This is a genomic window from Pseudomonas sp. PHC1 (genome assembly GCF_046487845.1).
GTDB classification, from domain to species: Bacteria; Pseudomonadota; Gammaproteobacteria; order Pseudomonadales; family Pseudomonadaceae; genus Aquipseudomonas; species Aquipseudomonas sputi.
Genome location: NZ_JBJXHJ010000002.1, coordinates 416,228 through 428,760, shown reverse-complemented (window position 1 = coordinate 428,760; position 12,533 = coordinate 416,228). Strand labels below are relative to the sequence as shown.

14 protein-coding genes are annotated in these 12,533 nt (G+C 61.8%); 9 read left to right on the top strand and 5 right to left on the bottom strand.

Going from position 1 to position 12,533, the window contains the following annotated elements; genetic code table 11:
- Positions 1-125: 125 nt before the first annotated feature.
- A complete protein-coding gene (locus ACKJSM_RS04560) occupies positions 126-371 on the bottom strand; it encodes a TIGR02647 family protein (RefSeq protein WP_410236742.1) in 246 nt (81 codons plus the stop codon).
- 191 nt (positions 372-562) lie between these two features.
- Positions 563-847: a hypothetical protein gene (locus ACKJSM_RS04555; protein WP_410236741.1), complete on the bottom strand. Its 285-nt coding sequence runs from the start codon at positions 845-847 to the stop codon at positions 563-565.
- A 123-nt stretch (positions 848-970) separates the two neighbouring features.
- Between ACKJSM_RS04555 and ACKJSM_RS04550 the strand changes: the two genes are divergently transcribed.
- Positions 971-1,630, top strand: coding sequence for a glutathione S-transferase family protein (locus ACKJSM_RS04550; RefSeq protein WP_410236740.1), 660 nt, complete (start codon positions 971-973; stop codon positions 1,628-1,630).
- Between the two features lie 59 nt (positions 1,631-1,689).
- Here ACKJSM_RS04550 and argH read toward each other — a convergent pair whose 3' ends face one another.
- Positions 1,690-3,084 (bottom strand): argininosuccinate lyase, encoded by a 1,395-nt coding sequence (gene argH / locus ACKJSM_RS04545; RefSeq protein WP_236182533.1) that lies wholly within the window; start codon positions 3,082-3,084, stop codon positions 1,690-1,692.
- Positions 3,085-3,557: 473 nt separating this feature from the next.
- Here argH and ACKJSM_RS04540 point away from each other — a divergent pair, with 473 nt between their 5' ends.
- The 7 genes from ACKJSM_RS04540 to rsd all read left to right on the top strand — a co-directional run bounded on the left by ACKJSM_RS04540 (position 3,558) and on the right by rsd (position 9,958).
- The gene (locus ACKJSM_RS04540; protein WP_236182534.1) at positions 3,558-4,304 is read left to right on the top strand and encodes a LytR/AlgR family response regulator transcription factor; all 747 of its coding nucleotides are present in this window, start codon (positions 3,558-3,560) and stop codon (positions 4,302-4,304) included.
- 138 nt (positions 4,305-4,442) lie between these two features.
- The gene (gene hemC / locus ACKJSM_RS04535) at positions 4,443-5,384 is read left to right on the top strand and encodes a hydroxymethylbilane synthase (protein ID WP_236182535.1); all 942 of its coding nucleotides are present in this window, start codon (positions 4,443-4,445) and stop codon (positions 5,382-5,384) included.
- The gene (locus tag ACKJSM_RS04530) at positions 5,381-6,148 is read left to right on the top strand and encodes a uroporphyrinogen-III synthase (protein WP_410236739.1); all 768 of its coding nucleotides are present in this window, start codon (positions 5,381-5,383) and stop codon (positions 6,146-6,148) included. Before hemC ends, ACKJSM_RS04530 begins: the two co-directional genes overlap by 4 nt.
- A 16-nt stretch (positions 6,149-6,164) precedes the next feature.
- A complete protein-coding gene (locus ACKJSM_RS04525; protein ID WP_410236738.1) occupies positions 6,165-7,307 on the top strand; it encodes a uroporphyrinogen-III C-methyltransferase in 1,143 nt (380 codons plus the stop codon).
- Entirely contained in the window at positions 7,304-8,542 is a 1,239-nt protein-coding gene (locus ACKJSM_RS04520) for a heme biosynthesis protein HemY (protein WP_339486470.1), read from the top strand. Before ACKJSM_RS04525 ends, ACKJSM_RS04520 begins: the two co-directional genes overlap by 4 nt.
- A gap of 220 nt (positions 8,543-8,762) precedes the next feature.
- Entirely contained in the window at positions 8,763-9,314 is a 552-nt protein-coding gene (locus tag ACKJSM_RS04515) for a disulfide bond formation protein B (RefSeq protein ID WP_410236737.1), read from the top strand.
- A gap of 185 nt (positions 9,315-9,499) precedes the next feature.
- On the top strand, positions 9,500-9,958 hold the full coding sequence (gene rsd / locus ACKJSM_RS04510) for a sigma D regulator (RefSeq protein WP_236182540.1): 459 nt from the start codon (positions 9,500-9,502) through the stop codon (positions 9,956-9,958).
- A 60-nt stretch (positions 9,959-10,018) separates the two neighbouring features.
- Here rsd and ACKJSM_RS04505 read toward each other — a convergent pair whose 3' ends face one another.
- Positions 10,019-10,684, bottom strand: coding sequence for an FKBP-type peptidyl-prolyl cis-trans isomerase (locus ACKJSM_RS04505; RefSeq protein ID WP_410236735.1), 666 nt, complete (start codon positions 10,682-10,684; stop codon positions 10,019-10,021).
- A 192-nt stretch (positions 10,685-10,876) separates the two neighbouring features.
- On the opposite strand from ACKJSM_RS04505, the gene ACKJSM_RS04500 reads away from it, so the two are divergent.
- Positions 10,877-12,055 carry an AlgP family protein gene (locus tag ACKJSM_RS04500; RefSeq protein ID WP_410236734.1) on the top strand — a complete coding sequence of 393 codons (1,179 nt, stop codon included), beginning with the start codon at positions 10,877-10,879 and terminating at the stop codon, positions 12,053-12,055.
- Here the strand turns inward: ACKJSM_RS04500 and ACKJSM_RS04495 are convergent.
- Positions 12,052-12,513 carry a TIGR02444 family protein gene (locus tag ACKJSM_RS04495; protein WP_410236733.1) on the bottom strand — a complete coding sequence of 154 codons (462 nt, stop codon included), beginning with the start codon at positions 12,511-12,513 and terminating at the stop codon, positions 12,052-12,054. The genes ACKJSM_RS04500 and ACKJSM_RS04495 overlap by 4 nt on opposite strands.
- Positions 12,514-12,533 lie beyond the last annotated feature (20 nt).

The following is a 12,533-nucleotide window of genomic DNA, read 5'->3' as shown; positions in this document are numbered from 1 at the left end:
CGGCAGGAGTTTTAAGCTGAATTTGTTTTTTGACGTCAGATTTCTATCGCGTGGCGATGGGCGATGTTCTTGGCTGGCCCGCGGAAATCCCGTGGCAGGGGTTTCCGTGGGCAAAGTCGGGAGGATCAGGCGGTTTGCTGCTCTTTGAGAATCGTCAGTACGCTTTGCACGTTTTGTGCGGCATCGCGACCGAGGCTGGTCAGGTAACCGCCGTCAGGCTGGTCGGTCAGTTCTTTTTCGAACAGACGTTGTGCGGCGGCAATGTGCTTCGGGGCAGCGGTCTGATGAATTTTCAGACCTTCCTGGGAACTGTCCAGGTTGAAGAGTGCAAGGACTTCCAGTTCGGCAACCAACTCAGGGGTAAGCGACATAAGGACTCCAGACTTTCTAGGAATTGGACGACAGCGCCCCTAAGGTGAACCTGCCGGCGCGGGCTGTCCAGTGCGCGTGTCAGGGTTTTTGTCCCAGGGTGGATTCCAGTGTAGTCAGGGGGCGGCAGAAGGCCGCGCAGATGGGTGACAAATTGTGTGGGAGCAGGCGAGCTCCCACAGGGCGGGGCCGTTTACTGCTTTTCCGGTGGCAGCTCCGGCAGGGCGCGCAGCGCCGTTTCGTACCACTCGCTGTCGAACGCGCGGTCTTCGTCGAGCATCGCGTCGATTTCGTAGGCCAGCACGTGGGCCATCAGATTCAGGATGTCGTCACGCTCGTAACCGACCAGGGTCAGCTTGTTGAAGGTTGCCTTGGCCGCTGGCGGGTTGTCGCTTTCGATCTGGTTCTCGATCGCTTCGATCAGCGTCGATTCGGTGAACGCTTCGTCATCATTGTCGATGTCAGTCGGCTCGCTCATGGCAGGCTCCTCAGGGAAAGGCGCCAGTTTACCCGCATTCAGCGGCGTGATGCTGCTGGCGAGAATCCCCGGGGCGATCTATAAACAGGCACTGCCCACCCCGCACGGCCTGGAGGCTATGTGATGTTCAAGCTCTATGGATTCTCCGTCAGCAACTACTACAACATGGTCAAACTGGCGCTGCTGGAAAAAGGCCTGCCGTTCGAAGAGGTCACGTTCTACCCGACGCCAACGCCGGAGTCCCTGGCCATCAGCCCGCGCGGCAAGGTGCCGGTGCTGGGGGCCGAAGGTGGTTACATCAATGAAACGATGGTGATGCTCGAATACCTCGAAAGTACCCAGAAGGGTGCGCCGCTGTTACCGACCGAGCCGTTTGCCCGTGCTCAAGTGCTGGCGGTGGCCAAGGAAATCGAGCTGTACATCGAGCTGCCGGCCCGTGCCTGTTACGGCGAAGCGTTCTTCGGTACGGCGTTGCCGGAGGCGATCAAGGAAAAAACCAAGGCTGAATTGCTGCTGGGTTTTGCGGCGCTGGGCCGTCACGGCAAGTTCGCCCCGTATGTGGCGGGCGACAACCTGAGCATTGCGGATTTGTACTTCCTCTACAGCGTGCCGCTGGCAGCTGCGGTGGGGCACAAACTGTTCGGTCTGGATTTGCTGGCGGAGATGCCGAAGGCCAGGGCGCTGCTGGAGCGGCTTGAACAGAATCCGCACGTGCAGAAGATTGCCGCGGACAAGGATGCGGCGATGCCGGCGTTTTTGGCGATGATCGCAGCCAAAAAGTAGAAACTTGTCTTGAAGCCAGTTCGCGGGCAAGTCGAGCATTCGACTTGCCCGCGATGCTTTCAGCGGCTGGCGATCAACGCCTGACCGCGAATCACGGCAGCCTTGACCTGCGCCGGCGCAGTGCCGCCGATATGGTCACGGGCATTCACCGAGCCTTCCAGGGTCAGCACGGCAAACACGTCCTGCTCGATCTGGTCGCTGAACTGGCGCAGTTCTTCCAGGCTCATCTCGGCCAGATCCTTGCCGGTGTCCACGCCGTACTTCACGGCATGACCGACGATCTCGTGGCAGTCACGGAACGGCAGGCCACGGCGTACCAGGTAGTCGGCCAGGTCTGTGGCGGTGGAGAAACCGCGCAGCGCCGCCTCGCGCATGATCGCGTGTTTCGGCTTGATCGCCGGAATCATGTCGGCAAAGGCCCGCAGCGAGTCGCGCAGAGTGTCGGCGGCGTCGAACAGCGGTTCCTTGTCTTCCTGGTTGTCCTTGTTGTAGGCCAGCGGCTGGCCTTTCATCAGGGTCAGCAGGCCCATCAGGGCGCCGAACACACGGCCGGTCTTGCCGCGCACCAGTTCCGGCACGTCGGGGTTTTTCTTTTGCGGCATGATCGAGCTGCCGGTGCAGAAACGGTCCGGCAGATCGATGAACTGGAACTGCGCGCTGGTCCACAGCACCAGCTCTTCGGAGAAACGCGACAGGTGCATCATCGCGATGCTCGCGGCGGAGCAGAATTCGATGGCGAAGTCACGGTCGGACACGTTGTCCAGCGAGTTGCCGCCGACGGCGTCGAAGCCCAGCAGTTGCGCGGTGTATTCGCGGTCGATCGGGTAAGTGGTGCCGGCCAGCGCGGCGCTGCCCAGCGGCATGCGGTTGGTGCGCTTGCGGCAGTCGACCAGGCGTTCGTAATCGCGGCTGAGCATTTCGAACCAGGCCAGCATGTGGTGCCCGAAGGTCACCGGCTGAGCGGTTTGCAGGTGCGTGAAGCCCGGCATGATGCTGGCGGCTTCGCGCTCGGCCTGCTCCAGCAGGCCTTTTTGCAGGCGGGTGATCTCGCCGAGGATCAGGTCGATCTCGTCACGCAGCCACAGGCGGATGTCAGTGGCGACCTGGTCATTGCGGCTGCGGCCGGTGTGCAGCTTCTTGCCGGTGACGCCGATGCGGTCGGTCAGGCGTGCTTCGATGTTCATGTGCACGTCTTCGAGGTCGACGCGCCAGTCGAACTGGCCGGCCTCGATTTCACCCTGGATGGTCTTCAGGCCATCGATGATGCTGTCGCGCTCGGCATCCGTCAGCACGCCGACCTTGGCCAGCATGGTGGCGTGGGCGATCGAGCCCATGATGTCGTGGCGATACAGGCGCTGGTCGAAAGTGACGGAGGCGGTGAAGCGGGCGACGAAGGCGTCGACGGGTTCACTGAAGCGGCCGCCCCAGGACTGATTGGTCTTGTCAGTGCTCATGAATTCGCTCGTATCGGCTTGAAGAAAGAAGGCGTGAAACGCTGGCGCGGATAATAACAGGGTTGCCAATCCTGTCGCTGACACTGGTCGATACGTTTTTTTCTCATTCGCTCCGTCATAGTCGTCGGCGTCTTCGGGGGATTTGCGCAAGGATATTTTCCGATTGAGCAATATCGGCCCGACGAGCGTCTACAGTAGGACATAGGGGTCGGGTGGCCACGGATCGGGCAAAGATCCGGCCACCGACTATAAGAAGAGAGAGGGGTGGGTGTATTGGCCACTGGCATACCCTGCGTAAAACGCAGTCAGCGACGGGCGTCGGGCGGTACGTTGCGGGTGTCGGCAAATATTGCCGGCCGACGTACGGCACTTTTTGGCGCTCCCGCTAGTCTTAGCGTGGATCGCGGTGACGGACGTCACTCCACTTGTCTACGCTATCCTTGTGCGAGACTCACGCAGGAATCCAGCGCAATATGAATGTCCTGATCGTTGATGACGAACCACTGGCCCGCGAGCGACTCAGCCGAATGGTGAGCGAGCTCGAGGGCTACACAATCCTGGAGCCCAGCGCCACCAATGGTGAAGAAGCGTTGGCACTGATCGACAGCCACAAGCCGGATATCGTGCTGCTCGATATCCGCATGCCGGGCCTCGATGGCCTGCAGGTGGCTGCCCGTCTGTGCGAACGCGAAACCCCGCCGGCCGTGGTGTTTTGCGCAGGTCCCGATGAATTTGCCGTGGAAGCCCTGCAGGCCAGCGCCGTGGGCTATGTGGTGAAACCCGTGCGAACCGAACATCTGCATGACGCCCTGAAACGGGCTGAACGTCCCAACCGGGCCCAGCTCTCGGCCCTGACCCGTCCTGCCGCCGAAAGCGGTAACGGCCCGCGCAGCCACATCAGCGCCCGCACCCGCAAAGGCATCGAACTGATCCCGCTGGATCAGGTGGTGTACTTCATTGCCGACCACAAATACGTGACCTTGCGCCATGAAGGTGGCGAAGTCCTTCTGGATGAGCCACTCAAGGCGCTGGAAGACGAATTCGGCGAGCGCTTCGTGCGGATCCATCGCAATGCACTGGTGGCCCGCGATCGCATTGAGCGACTGCAACGCACGCCGCTGGGCCACTTCCAGTTGTTTCTCAAGGGCCTGAACGGTGATGCGCTGATCGTCAGCCGCCGGCATGTGGCGGGCGTTCGCAAAATGATGCAGGGGCTTTAGTCCGCAGGCTCCGGGCGGTTCTTCGTTCCTTTCACCAGGCATCGCAGGCCAGGGAGGCCACGCCGTATCTGATTCAGGTCAAAGTGGATTTGGCTGAGCTGTTATTATCCGCCGTATCTATTCAGTACGGATTGATCCATGTCCTCTCGCGAAATCCGCATCGCCACCCGCAAAAGTGCTCTGGCCCTCTGGCAGGCCGAATACGTCAAAGCCCGTCTGGAAGCAGCCCACCCGGGCCTGCTGGTGACGCTGGTGCCCATGGTCAGTCGCGGCGACAAGCTGCTCGATTCGCCCCTGTCGAAAATCGGCGGCAAGGGCCTGTTCGTCAAGGAACTGGAAACCGCGCTGCTGGAAAACGAAGCCGACATCGCCGTGCACTCGATGAAAGACGTGCCGATGGATTTCCCCGAAGGCCTCGGTCTGTTCTGCATCTGCGAGCGCGAAGATCCGCGTGACGCGTTTGTCTCCAATACGTATTCCAGCCTCGATGCGTTGCCTGCCGGCAGCATCGTCGGCACCTCGAGCCTGCGGCGTCAGGCGCAGTTGCTGACGCGCCGTCCGGATCTCGAGATCCGTTTCCTGCGCGGCAACGTCAACACCCGTCTGGCCAAGCTCGACGCCGGCGAGTACGACGCGATCATCCTCGCGGCGGCCGGCCTGATCCGTCTCGGTTTCGAAGAACGCATCACCTCGGCCATCAGCGTCGACGACAGCCTGCCGGCCGGTGGCCAGGGCGCCGTCGGTATCGAATGCCGCAGCGCCGACACGGAAATCCATGCCTTGCTTGCGCCTCTGCATCACGCCGACACCGCTGACCGTGTCACCGCCGAGCGTGCCCTCAACAAACATCTGAATGGCGGCTGCCAAGTGCCGATCGCCTGCTACGCCGTGCTCGAAGGCGATCAGTTGTGGCTGCGCGGTCTGGTGGGCGAACCGAGCGGCGGCAAGCTGCTCAGCGCACACGCTCGTGCACCGCGTGCGGCAGCCGAGACGCTGGGTGTGCAGGTTGCCGAAGACCTGCTCGGCCAGGGCGCCGACGATATTCTCAAGGCAGTCTACGGCGAGGCAGGTCACGAGTGACCACTTGGCGCCTGCTGCTGACGCGCCCGGCGGAAGACTGCTCGGCGCTCGCCGCCGTGCTGGCCGAACAAGGGTTTTTCAGCAGCTGTCTGCCGCTTTTGGAAATTGCGCCACTGCCGGTCTCTGACACAATGCGCCGCACGATCGCGCAACTGCCGCGTTACAGCGCGGTGATCGTGGTCAGCAAGCCGGCGGCGCGTATCGTGGTGGGTTTACTCGACGCTCTGGGGCTGGCTGATCCGACGATGCCGTGGTTCAGCGTGGGGGCGGCGACCGCCGCTATCCTTCGCGATCGGGGGCTGGATGTGAGTTTCCCCGATGCGGGGGACGACAGCGAAGCCTTGCTGCAATTGCCGCGATTGCTGGCGGCGGTGGCGGTGCCCGGCTCGCAGGTGTTGATCCTGCGCGGGGAGGGCGGACGCGAGCTGCTGGCCGAGCGCCTGCGCGCGCTTGGTGCTAGTGTCGAATATCTGGAGTTGTACCGTCGCGACCTGCCGGACTATCCGTCGCAGGAGCTGCCCCGCAGGATTGCAGCGGAACGCCTGAACGGGCTGGTGGTCAGCAGTGGACAGGGTTTCGAGCACCTGCGCCAACTGGCCGGCGATACCTGGCCTGTGCTTGCGCAGTTGCCGTTGTTTGTTCCAAGCCCAAGGGTTGCCGAGCAGGCCACTGCCGCCGGGGCCCGAACAGTTGTGGATTGTCGCGGCGCCAGTGCCGCGGCCTTGCTGACGGCGTTACGGGAGCATCCCGGGCCCGTTCTCTAATGCAAAGGATGGATACGTGAGCGAAACAGCCTTGCCTAAAGATGACGTTCAACCTGTGATCGATGCGCCGGTTGATGCACTGCCACCGGCCGCCGAACCACGCCGAGGCAACGGATTGGCCATTCTCGCGCTGCTGCTCGGCGCCGCCGGCGTTGCGGTGGGTGGCTGGGGTGTCTGGCAGGTGCGACACCTGCAGGCCAATACGCAGAATCAGTTGAGTCAGGTGCAGGCGTTGAGCGATCAGGCCCAGACCCTGAAGCTCAATGAGCAACGACTGACCGAGCGTCTCGGGCAATTGCCCGGCGCCGATGAACTTGCCGATCGCCAGCGTCTGGTGACCCAGCTTCAGGGCGATCAGCAACGCCTCAATCAACGTCTGGAAACCGTCCTCGGCGCCAGCCGCAAGGACTGGCGTCTGGCCGAGGCCGAGCATTTGCTGCGTCTGGCCAGCCTGCGTCTTTCCGCCCTGCAGGACATCAGCAGCGCCCAGGCGCTGGTGCAGGGTGCCGATGAAATCCTGCGCGAGCAGAATGACCCCGGCTCGTTCGCCGCCCGCGAGCAAGTGGCGAAAACCCTGATAGCGCTGCGCAGCACCGAGCAGCCGGATCGCACCGGGCTGTTCCTGCGCCTGGGCGCCTTGCGCGATCAGGTCGTCGGCCTCACCGAGCTGGCGCCGGAGTACAAGGATCGCGGTGATTCGCTGCTGGGCCTGACCGCCGATGGCGACGGCGCCAGTCGCTGGGCGCAGTGGTGGGATCAGATCTCGCGCTACATCCGCATCGATTTCAACGCTGACCAAAACGTCCGGCCGCTGCTTGCCGGCCAGAGCCTGAGCCAGGTGCGTCTGGCCCTCAGCCTTTCGCTCGAACAGGCGCAATGGGCCGCGCTCAACGGTCAGGCGCCGGTGTACACCCAGGCCCTGGCGGAGGCGCGTGACGTCCTCACGGGCAACTTCAACCCGGACAACCCGCAGAGCAAAATCATGCTTGAGCAGGTCATGGAGTTGAGCAAACAACCGGTGACCGTCAATACGCCGGATCTCGCCGCAACGTTGAGCGCAGTGCAGGCGTATCTGGAGCGCCGCAACGTCAACGCCGAAGACTCGGTGAAACCCTTCGCCAAACCGGCCGCCAGCACCGCGCAGGAGGCGACACCATGAAGCGCCTGTATGTGATCGTGTTTCTGGTGATCGCGGCAACGGCGGCGCTGGGCCTGGCGATTGCCGAGCATTCCGGTTACGTGCTGGTCGCCTACAAAAGCTTTCGTTATGAATCGAGCCTGTGGGCGACCCTGGCAGTGGTGGCGGTGTTGTGGCTGCTGGTCTGGGGCATCAAGGCACTGGTCGAACTGGTGCTGACCTCCGGTGGCGTGGTCAATCCCTGGTCGCGGCGCAACCGCAGCCGTCGCGTGCAGGTGGCAATCGAGCATGGTCAGCTCGACCTGGCCGAAGGCCGCTGGGCCAGTGCCCAGCGTCACCTGTACCGGGCCGCCGAAGCCGAGCGTCAGCCGTTGCTGTATTACCTGGGTGCCGCTCGGGCCGCCAACGAGCAAGGCAACTATGAGGAAAGCGATCGCCTGTTGGAGCGCGCCCTTGAACGTCAGCCGCAGGCCGAACTGGCGATCGCCCTCAGCCATGCGCAGTTGCAGACCGATCGTGGCGATACCGATGGGGCGCTGGTCACCTTGCAAGCGATGCACGAGCGCCATCCGCACAATGCCCAGACCTTGCGCCAGTTGCAGCGTCTGCATCAGCAGCGCGGTGACTGGTCGTCCGTGATCCGGCTGTTGCCGGAGCTGCGCAAGGACAAAGTCCTGCCACCGGCCGAACTGATCGAATTGGAGCGCCGCGCCTGGGGAGAAAACCTGTCCCTGGCCGCCCGGCGCGAAGAAGATGGCACGGTCGGTTTGCAATCGCTCAACCGTGCCTGGCAGCAACTGACGTCTGCCCAGCGCCAGGAGCCGGCGCTGGTGCTGGCCTACGCCGAGCAACTGCGTCAGCTGGGCGCTCAGGTCGAAGCGGAAGAGGTGTTGCGCACGGCGCTCAAGCGCAAGTACGACAGCCATCTGGCGCGCCTTTACGGTCTGGTGCGCGGCAGTGATCCAGCACGTCAGTTGCAGACGGCCGAAGGTTGGCTCAAGGATCATCCGGGCGATGCCAGCCTGCTGCTGACGCTGGGACGTTTGTGCCTGCAAGCCAGTCTGTGGGGCAAGGCGCGGGATTATCTGGAAAGCAGCCTGCGAGTGCAGCGCAATCCGGAAGCGTGCGCCGAGTTGGCGCGCCTGCTGGCCCGGCTCGGCGATACCGAACGCAGCAATCTGCTGTTCCAGGAAGGGCTCGGTATGCTGGATGAACGATTGCTGGCTGCGCCATTACCTGTAGCGGTTCGAGCGTGATCAGAAAGGAGGAGCGTGCTCCTCCTTTTCTTTCCCGGTGACTGAATAGTTACCGGTGAATCCCTTCCCAAGTAAAATCCTACAGTGGACTACACCGAATCCTTCGATGTCTGTCGGGATTTCCCTACACTTCTGGTGAAGTGTCGTCAGCGACTCGCCTTGAAAGCCCAAGGCCCTTTCCTCTACCGTAACTGCCTGTCTTTATTGTTACGGATAAGCCATGTCGTTGGCCTGCTCACGTTCCCTGTTCTTTATGGCTTTCACTGCGGGGATTCTGGCCCTGGGAGCTTCCTATTACCTGGAATACGCAATTGGTCTGGTGCCCTGCAGTCTGTGCCTGGTCCAGCGTCTGTTCATGAGCGCACTCACCGGTTTTTGTGGTGTGGCGGCGATCCATGGACCACAGCGTTTCGGTCTGTCGCTGTATTGGATAATGGTGTTGCTGAGCAGTCTCGGCGGTATGACGGCGGCATGGCGGCAAGTGTTGTTGCAAGGTGATTCGCTGCAGAGGCTGGCGCATTGCACGCCCGATCCTCAGGAAATGTTCAGCAGCCTGCCATGGTTATGCGCACTGAGGCGGATGTTCTACGACTCTGCCGATTGCACGGAATTATCCTGGACTCTGTTCGATCTGAGTATTCCTGAGTGGAGTCTGCTGTTTTTCGTGGGGATGTCGATCCTCGCCGCTTACCAGTTGCTGCGGCTGGTCTGGATGGCTCTGCAGCGACCGCTCAGCGGCCAACCGTCGTACCCGGCGCTGGTCAGGGATTAAACACTTGTATGAACTTTCTCTCCTGCGTACCTTGAAGCCATAGGCGTGCGGGCATAATCTGGCCCGCACGTGTCATTGGAATTATGTTGCTCGATGACGCTCTGCCTGGCCGCCTCTCAAAGCAATAGCCACAAGAAGAGGCGCGGGTGTAGGGCAGCATGACCCACAAGGGAAGAGAGATCGCCATGCTCGAAAGTTGTCAGAATGCTCAGGAACGTTGGGGTGGAGTTCATCTGCTGATCGACCGCTGGCTCCAGGAGCGTGAGGAGTTGATCGCTGCCTATGACAAGCTGGGTGCCAAACCTCAAGCGCTGTCCGAGGATAGAAAGCCCTTGCAGGAATTCTGTGGCGTGCTGGTCGATTATGTCTCGGCCGGGCACTTCGAGATCTACGAACAGCTGACGAGCGAGGCCAAGGCCTTCAACGACAAGCGCGGTCTGGAACTGGCCGAGACGATCTATCCGCGGATCGATGTCATCACCGAAAAACTGCTCGCGTTCAACGACCTCTGCGATGAAGGCAAATGCGTTGCGGAGAAATTCAAGGAGCTGGGCGGCCTGCTTCATGAGCGCTTCGAGCTGGAAGACTGCCTGATTGAAGTGCTGCATACCGCACACAAGGAAGAGGATTCGGTTCAGGCCTGAACCGAACCTCGCAAGACACAGAAACGGTGCGCCCCAGGCGCACCGTTTTTTATTGGGCGATCAACTGGTCGCGCCGCGCAATTCCACTTCGAACACCAGCGGCGTGAACGGCGCGATCAAGTCGCCGGCACCGTCGGCGCCATAAGCCTGATCCGATGGGATCACCAGGCGCCACTTCGCGCCTACCGGCATGTTCTGCAGCGCGGTACGCCAGCCTGCGATCACACTGTCGAGATTGAACCACTGCGGCTGGCTGTTCTGATCGAACACGGAGCCATCCGGCAGCCGGCCGATGTATAGCACCTGCACTTTTCCATCAGGACCGGCCTTCGCGCCATTCCCCGGCGTCAGCTCGGTCAGCAGGATGCCGTCGGCTAACTCTTTCACACCCGGCCTGGCTTTTTCGGCGGTGAGAAAACGTCGCTCGTTTTCCATCGCGGCTTCAGTCGAAGGCATCGCCGCCTGCTCGGCTGTCTGCGATTCGTGATCGGCCAGAATCTGCTCGATGCGTGCTTCGCTCAGTGCCAGCGGCTTGCCTTGATAGGCCTGTTGCAGGCCTTCGATCAACGCCTGGATCTGGAGCTGCGGCACCTCCTGGCGGAGCCGCTCACCGAGGCTGGCGCCCAGGCTGTAAGCCAGATCATGGGCATCATTCGCGGTGGTTTTTTCGTCGGCCTGAGCCACGGAAAAAATCATGCAGAGGGATAAAAAAAGGTAGCGCGACATGGGCACTCTCCGTCCTGAATTGCGGTGGATTATGCCAGCGCGAACGTCTGCAACGGTGAACTGCTTTTGCCAATGCGCAGAAGTTTTACGCAAGCCTGCAACCGAGTGCTTTCGATACTGTCAACATGCCCTAGCGGCGGTAGCAGCAGAGGTCTAGTATGAGCCGCACTCACGTCAGCCAGGAGGTAAACCATGTCGGCCACCAAGAAGCCTGTAAACACTCCGTTGCACTTACTCCAACAACTCTCGGGCAGCCTGCTCGAGCATCTGGAAAACGCTTGCTCCCAAGCCTTGGCTGATGCTGAAAAACTGCTCGCCAAACTGGAAAAGCAACGCGGCAAGGCGCAAGAAAAACTGCACAAGTCCCGCACCAAATTGCAGGACGCAGCAGCAGCCGGTAAAGCCAAGGCGCAGACCAAGGCCAAGGCTGCCGTGAAGGAACTCGAAGACCTGCTCGATGCGCTGAAGGAACGTCAGTCCGATACCCGCAGCTACATTCTGCAACTCAAGCGCGATGCCCAGGAAAGCCTGAAACTGGCTCAGGGTGTCGGTCGTGTTCAAGAGGCCGTCGGCAAGGCGTTGTCCCTGCGTTCGGCCAAACCGGCAGCGGCACCTGCGAAAAAAGCAGCCGCCAAACCTGCTGCAAAAGCCCCGGCCAAGGCTCCTGCAAAAGCCCCTGCAAAAGCGCCAGTGAAAGCCGCTGCAAAACCAGCCGCGAAGAAACCCGCAGCCGCCAGCGCTGCTAAACCTGCGGCCAAAACCACAGCAGCCAAACCAGCTGCCGCCAAGTCAGCTGCTGCAAAACCAGCCGCCAAACCTGCGGCGAGAACTGCTGCTGCGAAAGCGGCTTCAGCGAGTACTGCCGCTGCGAAACCTGCTGCCAAGCCAGTTGCCAAAGCAGCCGCCAAGCCGGCAGCAAAACCAGCCGTTAAAGCCGCCGCTAAACCAGCCGTCAAAACAGCTGCTGCCAAGCCTGCGGCGAAAACCGCTGCCAAACCGGTTGCGGCAAAACCCGCTGCTAAAGCAGCAGCGAAACCAGCGGCCAAGCCTGCGGTAAAAGCTGCGGCCAAACCCGCTGCAAAACCCGCCGCCAAACCGGCTGCCGCCGCCAAGCCTGCAACGACCACCGCTAAACCGGCCGCCAAGCCAGCAGCGAAACCTGCGGTAAAAAAACCTGCCGCTGCCAAGCCTGCTGCCGCCAAACCAGCGGCAGCAAAACCGACCGCTGCTCCTGCGGCCAAACCTGCCGCACCGGCAACTCCGGCTGCGACCGCTGCACCAGCACCCGCCGCCACTACCTCGACCACCGCAACCACGCCATCGTCGGCGCCGGTGTCGAGCGTCGCCAGCAACCCGTCCAGCGCTTCCTAAGCGCCGGTCGCCGCGACGCGCAGCACTTGCAGCGCGTCGCGGTTCAGGTTGGCCGTCGGGCCGGCCAGCACTTGCAGCCAGTCACTCGACTCCTTCGAATGACGCTTCCAGCCCTGCGCAACTCCTTCAAGTCGAGACAGCAGCGCACGTTCCGCTTCCAGTTCCAGTCCCTTGATCTGCTCGCGCATCCCCTTGAGCACCGGATCGGTTTCGGCCAGCGCCTTCCACTGCATGCGCAGTGTGCGCAACGGTTGCACCACCTCCCGGTCCCAAGGCTCTGTCAGTTCAACAAGTTGCCGGGCTCGCGTCTCGTTGCAGGTGGCATCGCGTTGTTCCAGCCACAGGCCGCAAAGCATCAGGCATACATTGGCCCCGGTCGATTGCAGACGCAGGCAGGCATCCTCCACGCCGGGACGGGCGTAGACGGCAAGGGCAAAGCTCCACAGGTCAGAGGACATCGTGCTACTCGCGCCAGTTG

Coding starts and splice junctions, on each gene's coding strand:
- hemC (WP_236182535.1), top strand. CDS start 4,443: ATGTCCTCTCGCGAAATCCGCATCGCCACCCGCAAAAGTGCTCTGGCC.
- rsd (WP_236182540.1), top strand. CDS start 9,500: ATGCTCGAAAGTTGTCAGAATGCTCAGGAACGTTGGGGTGGAGTTCAT.
- argH (WP_236182533.1), bottom strand. CDS start 3,084: ATGAGCACTGACAAGACCAATCAGTCCTGGGGCGGCCGCTTCAGTGAA.
- ACKJSM_RS04515 (WP_410236737.1), top strand. CDS start 8,763: ATGTCGTTGGCCTGCTCACGTTCCCTGTTCTTTATGGCTTTCACTGCG.
- ACKJSM_RS04560 (WP_410236742.1), bottom strand. CDS start 371: ATGTCGCTTACCCCTGAGTTGGTTGCCGAACTGGAAGTCCTTGCACTC.
- ACKJSM_RS04550 (WP_410236740.1), top strand. CDS start 971: ATGTTCAAGCTCTATGGATTCTCCGTCAGCAACTACTACAACATGGTC.
- ACKJSM_RS04520 (WP_339486470.1), top strand. CDS start 7,304: ATGAAGCGCCTGTATGTGATCGTGTTTCTGGTGATCGCGGCAACGGCG.
- ACKJSM_RS04555 (WP_410236741.1), bottom strand. CDS start 847: ATGAGCGAGCCGACTGACATCGACAATGATGACGAAGCGTTCACCGAA.
- ACKJSM_RS04500 (WP_410236734.1), top strand. CDS start 10,877: ATGTCGGCCACCAAGAAGCCTGTAAACACTCCGTTGCACTTACTCCAA.
- ACKJSM_RS04495 (WP_410236733.1), bottom strand. CDS start 12,513: ATGTCCTCTGACCTGTGGAGCTTTGCCCTTGCCGTCTACGCCCGTCCC.
- ACKJSM_RS04540 (WP_236182534.1), top strand. CDS start 3,558: ATGAATGTCCTGATCGTTGATGACGAACCACTGGCCCGCGAGCGACTC.
- ACKJSM_RS04505 (WP_410236735.1), bottom strand. CDS start 10,684: ATGTCGCGCTACCTTTTTTTATCCCTCTGCATGATTTTTTCCGTGGCT.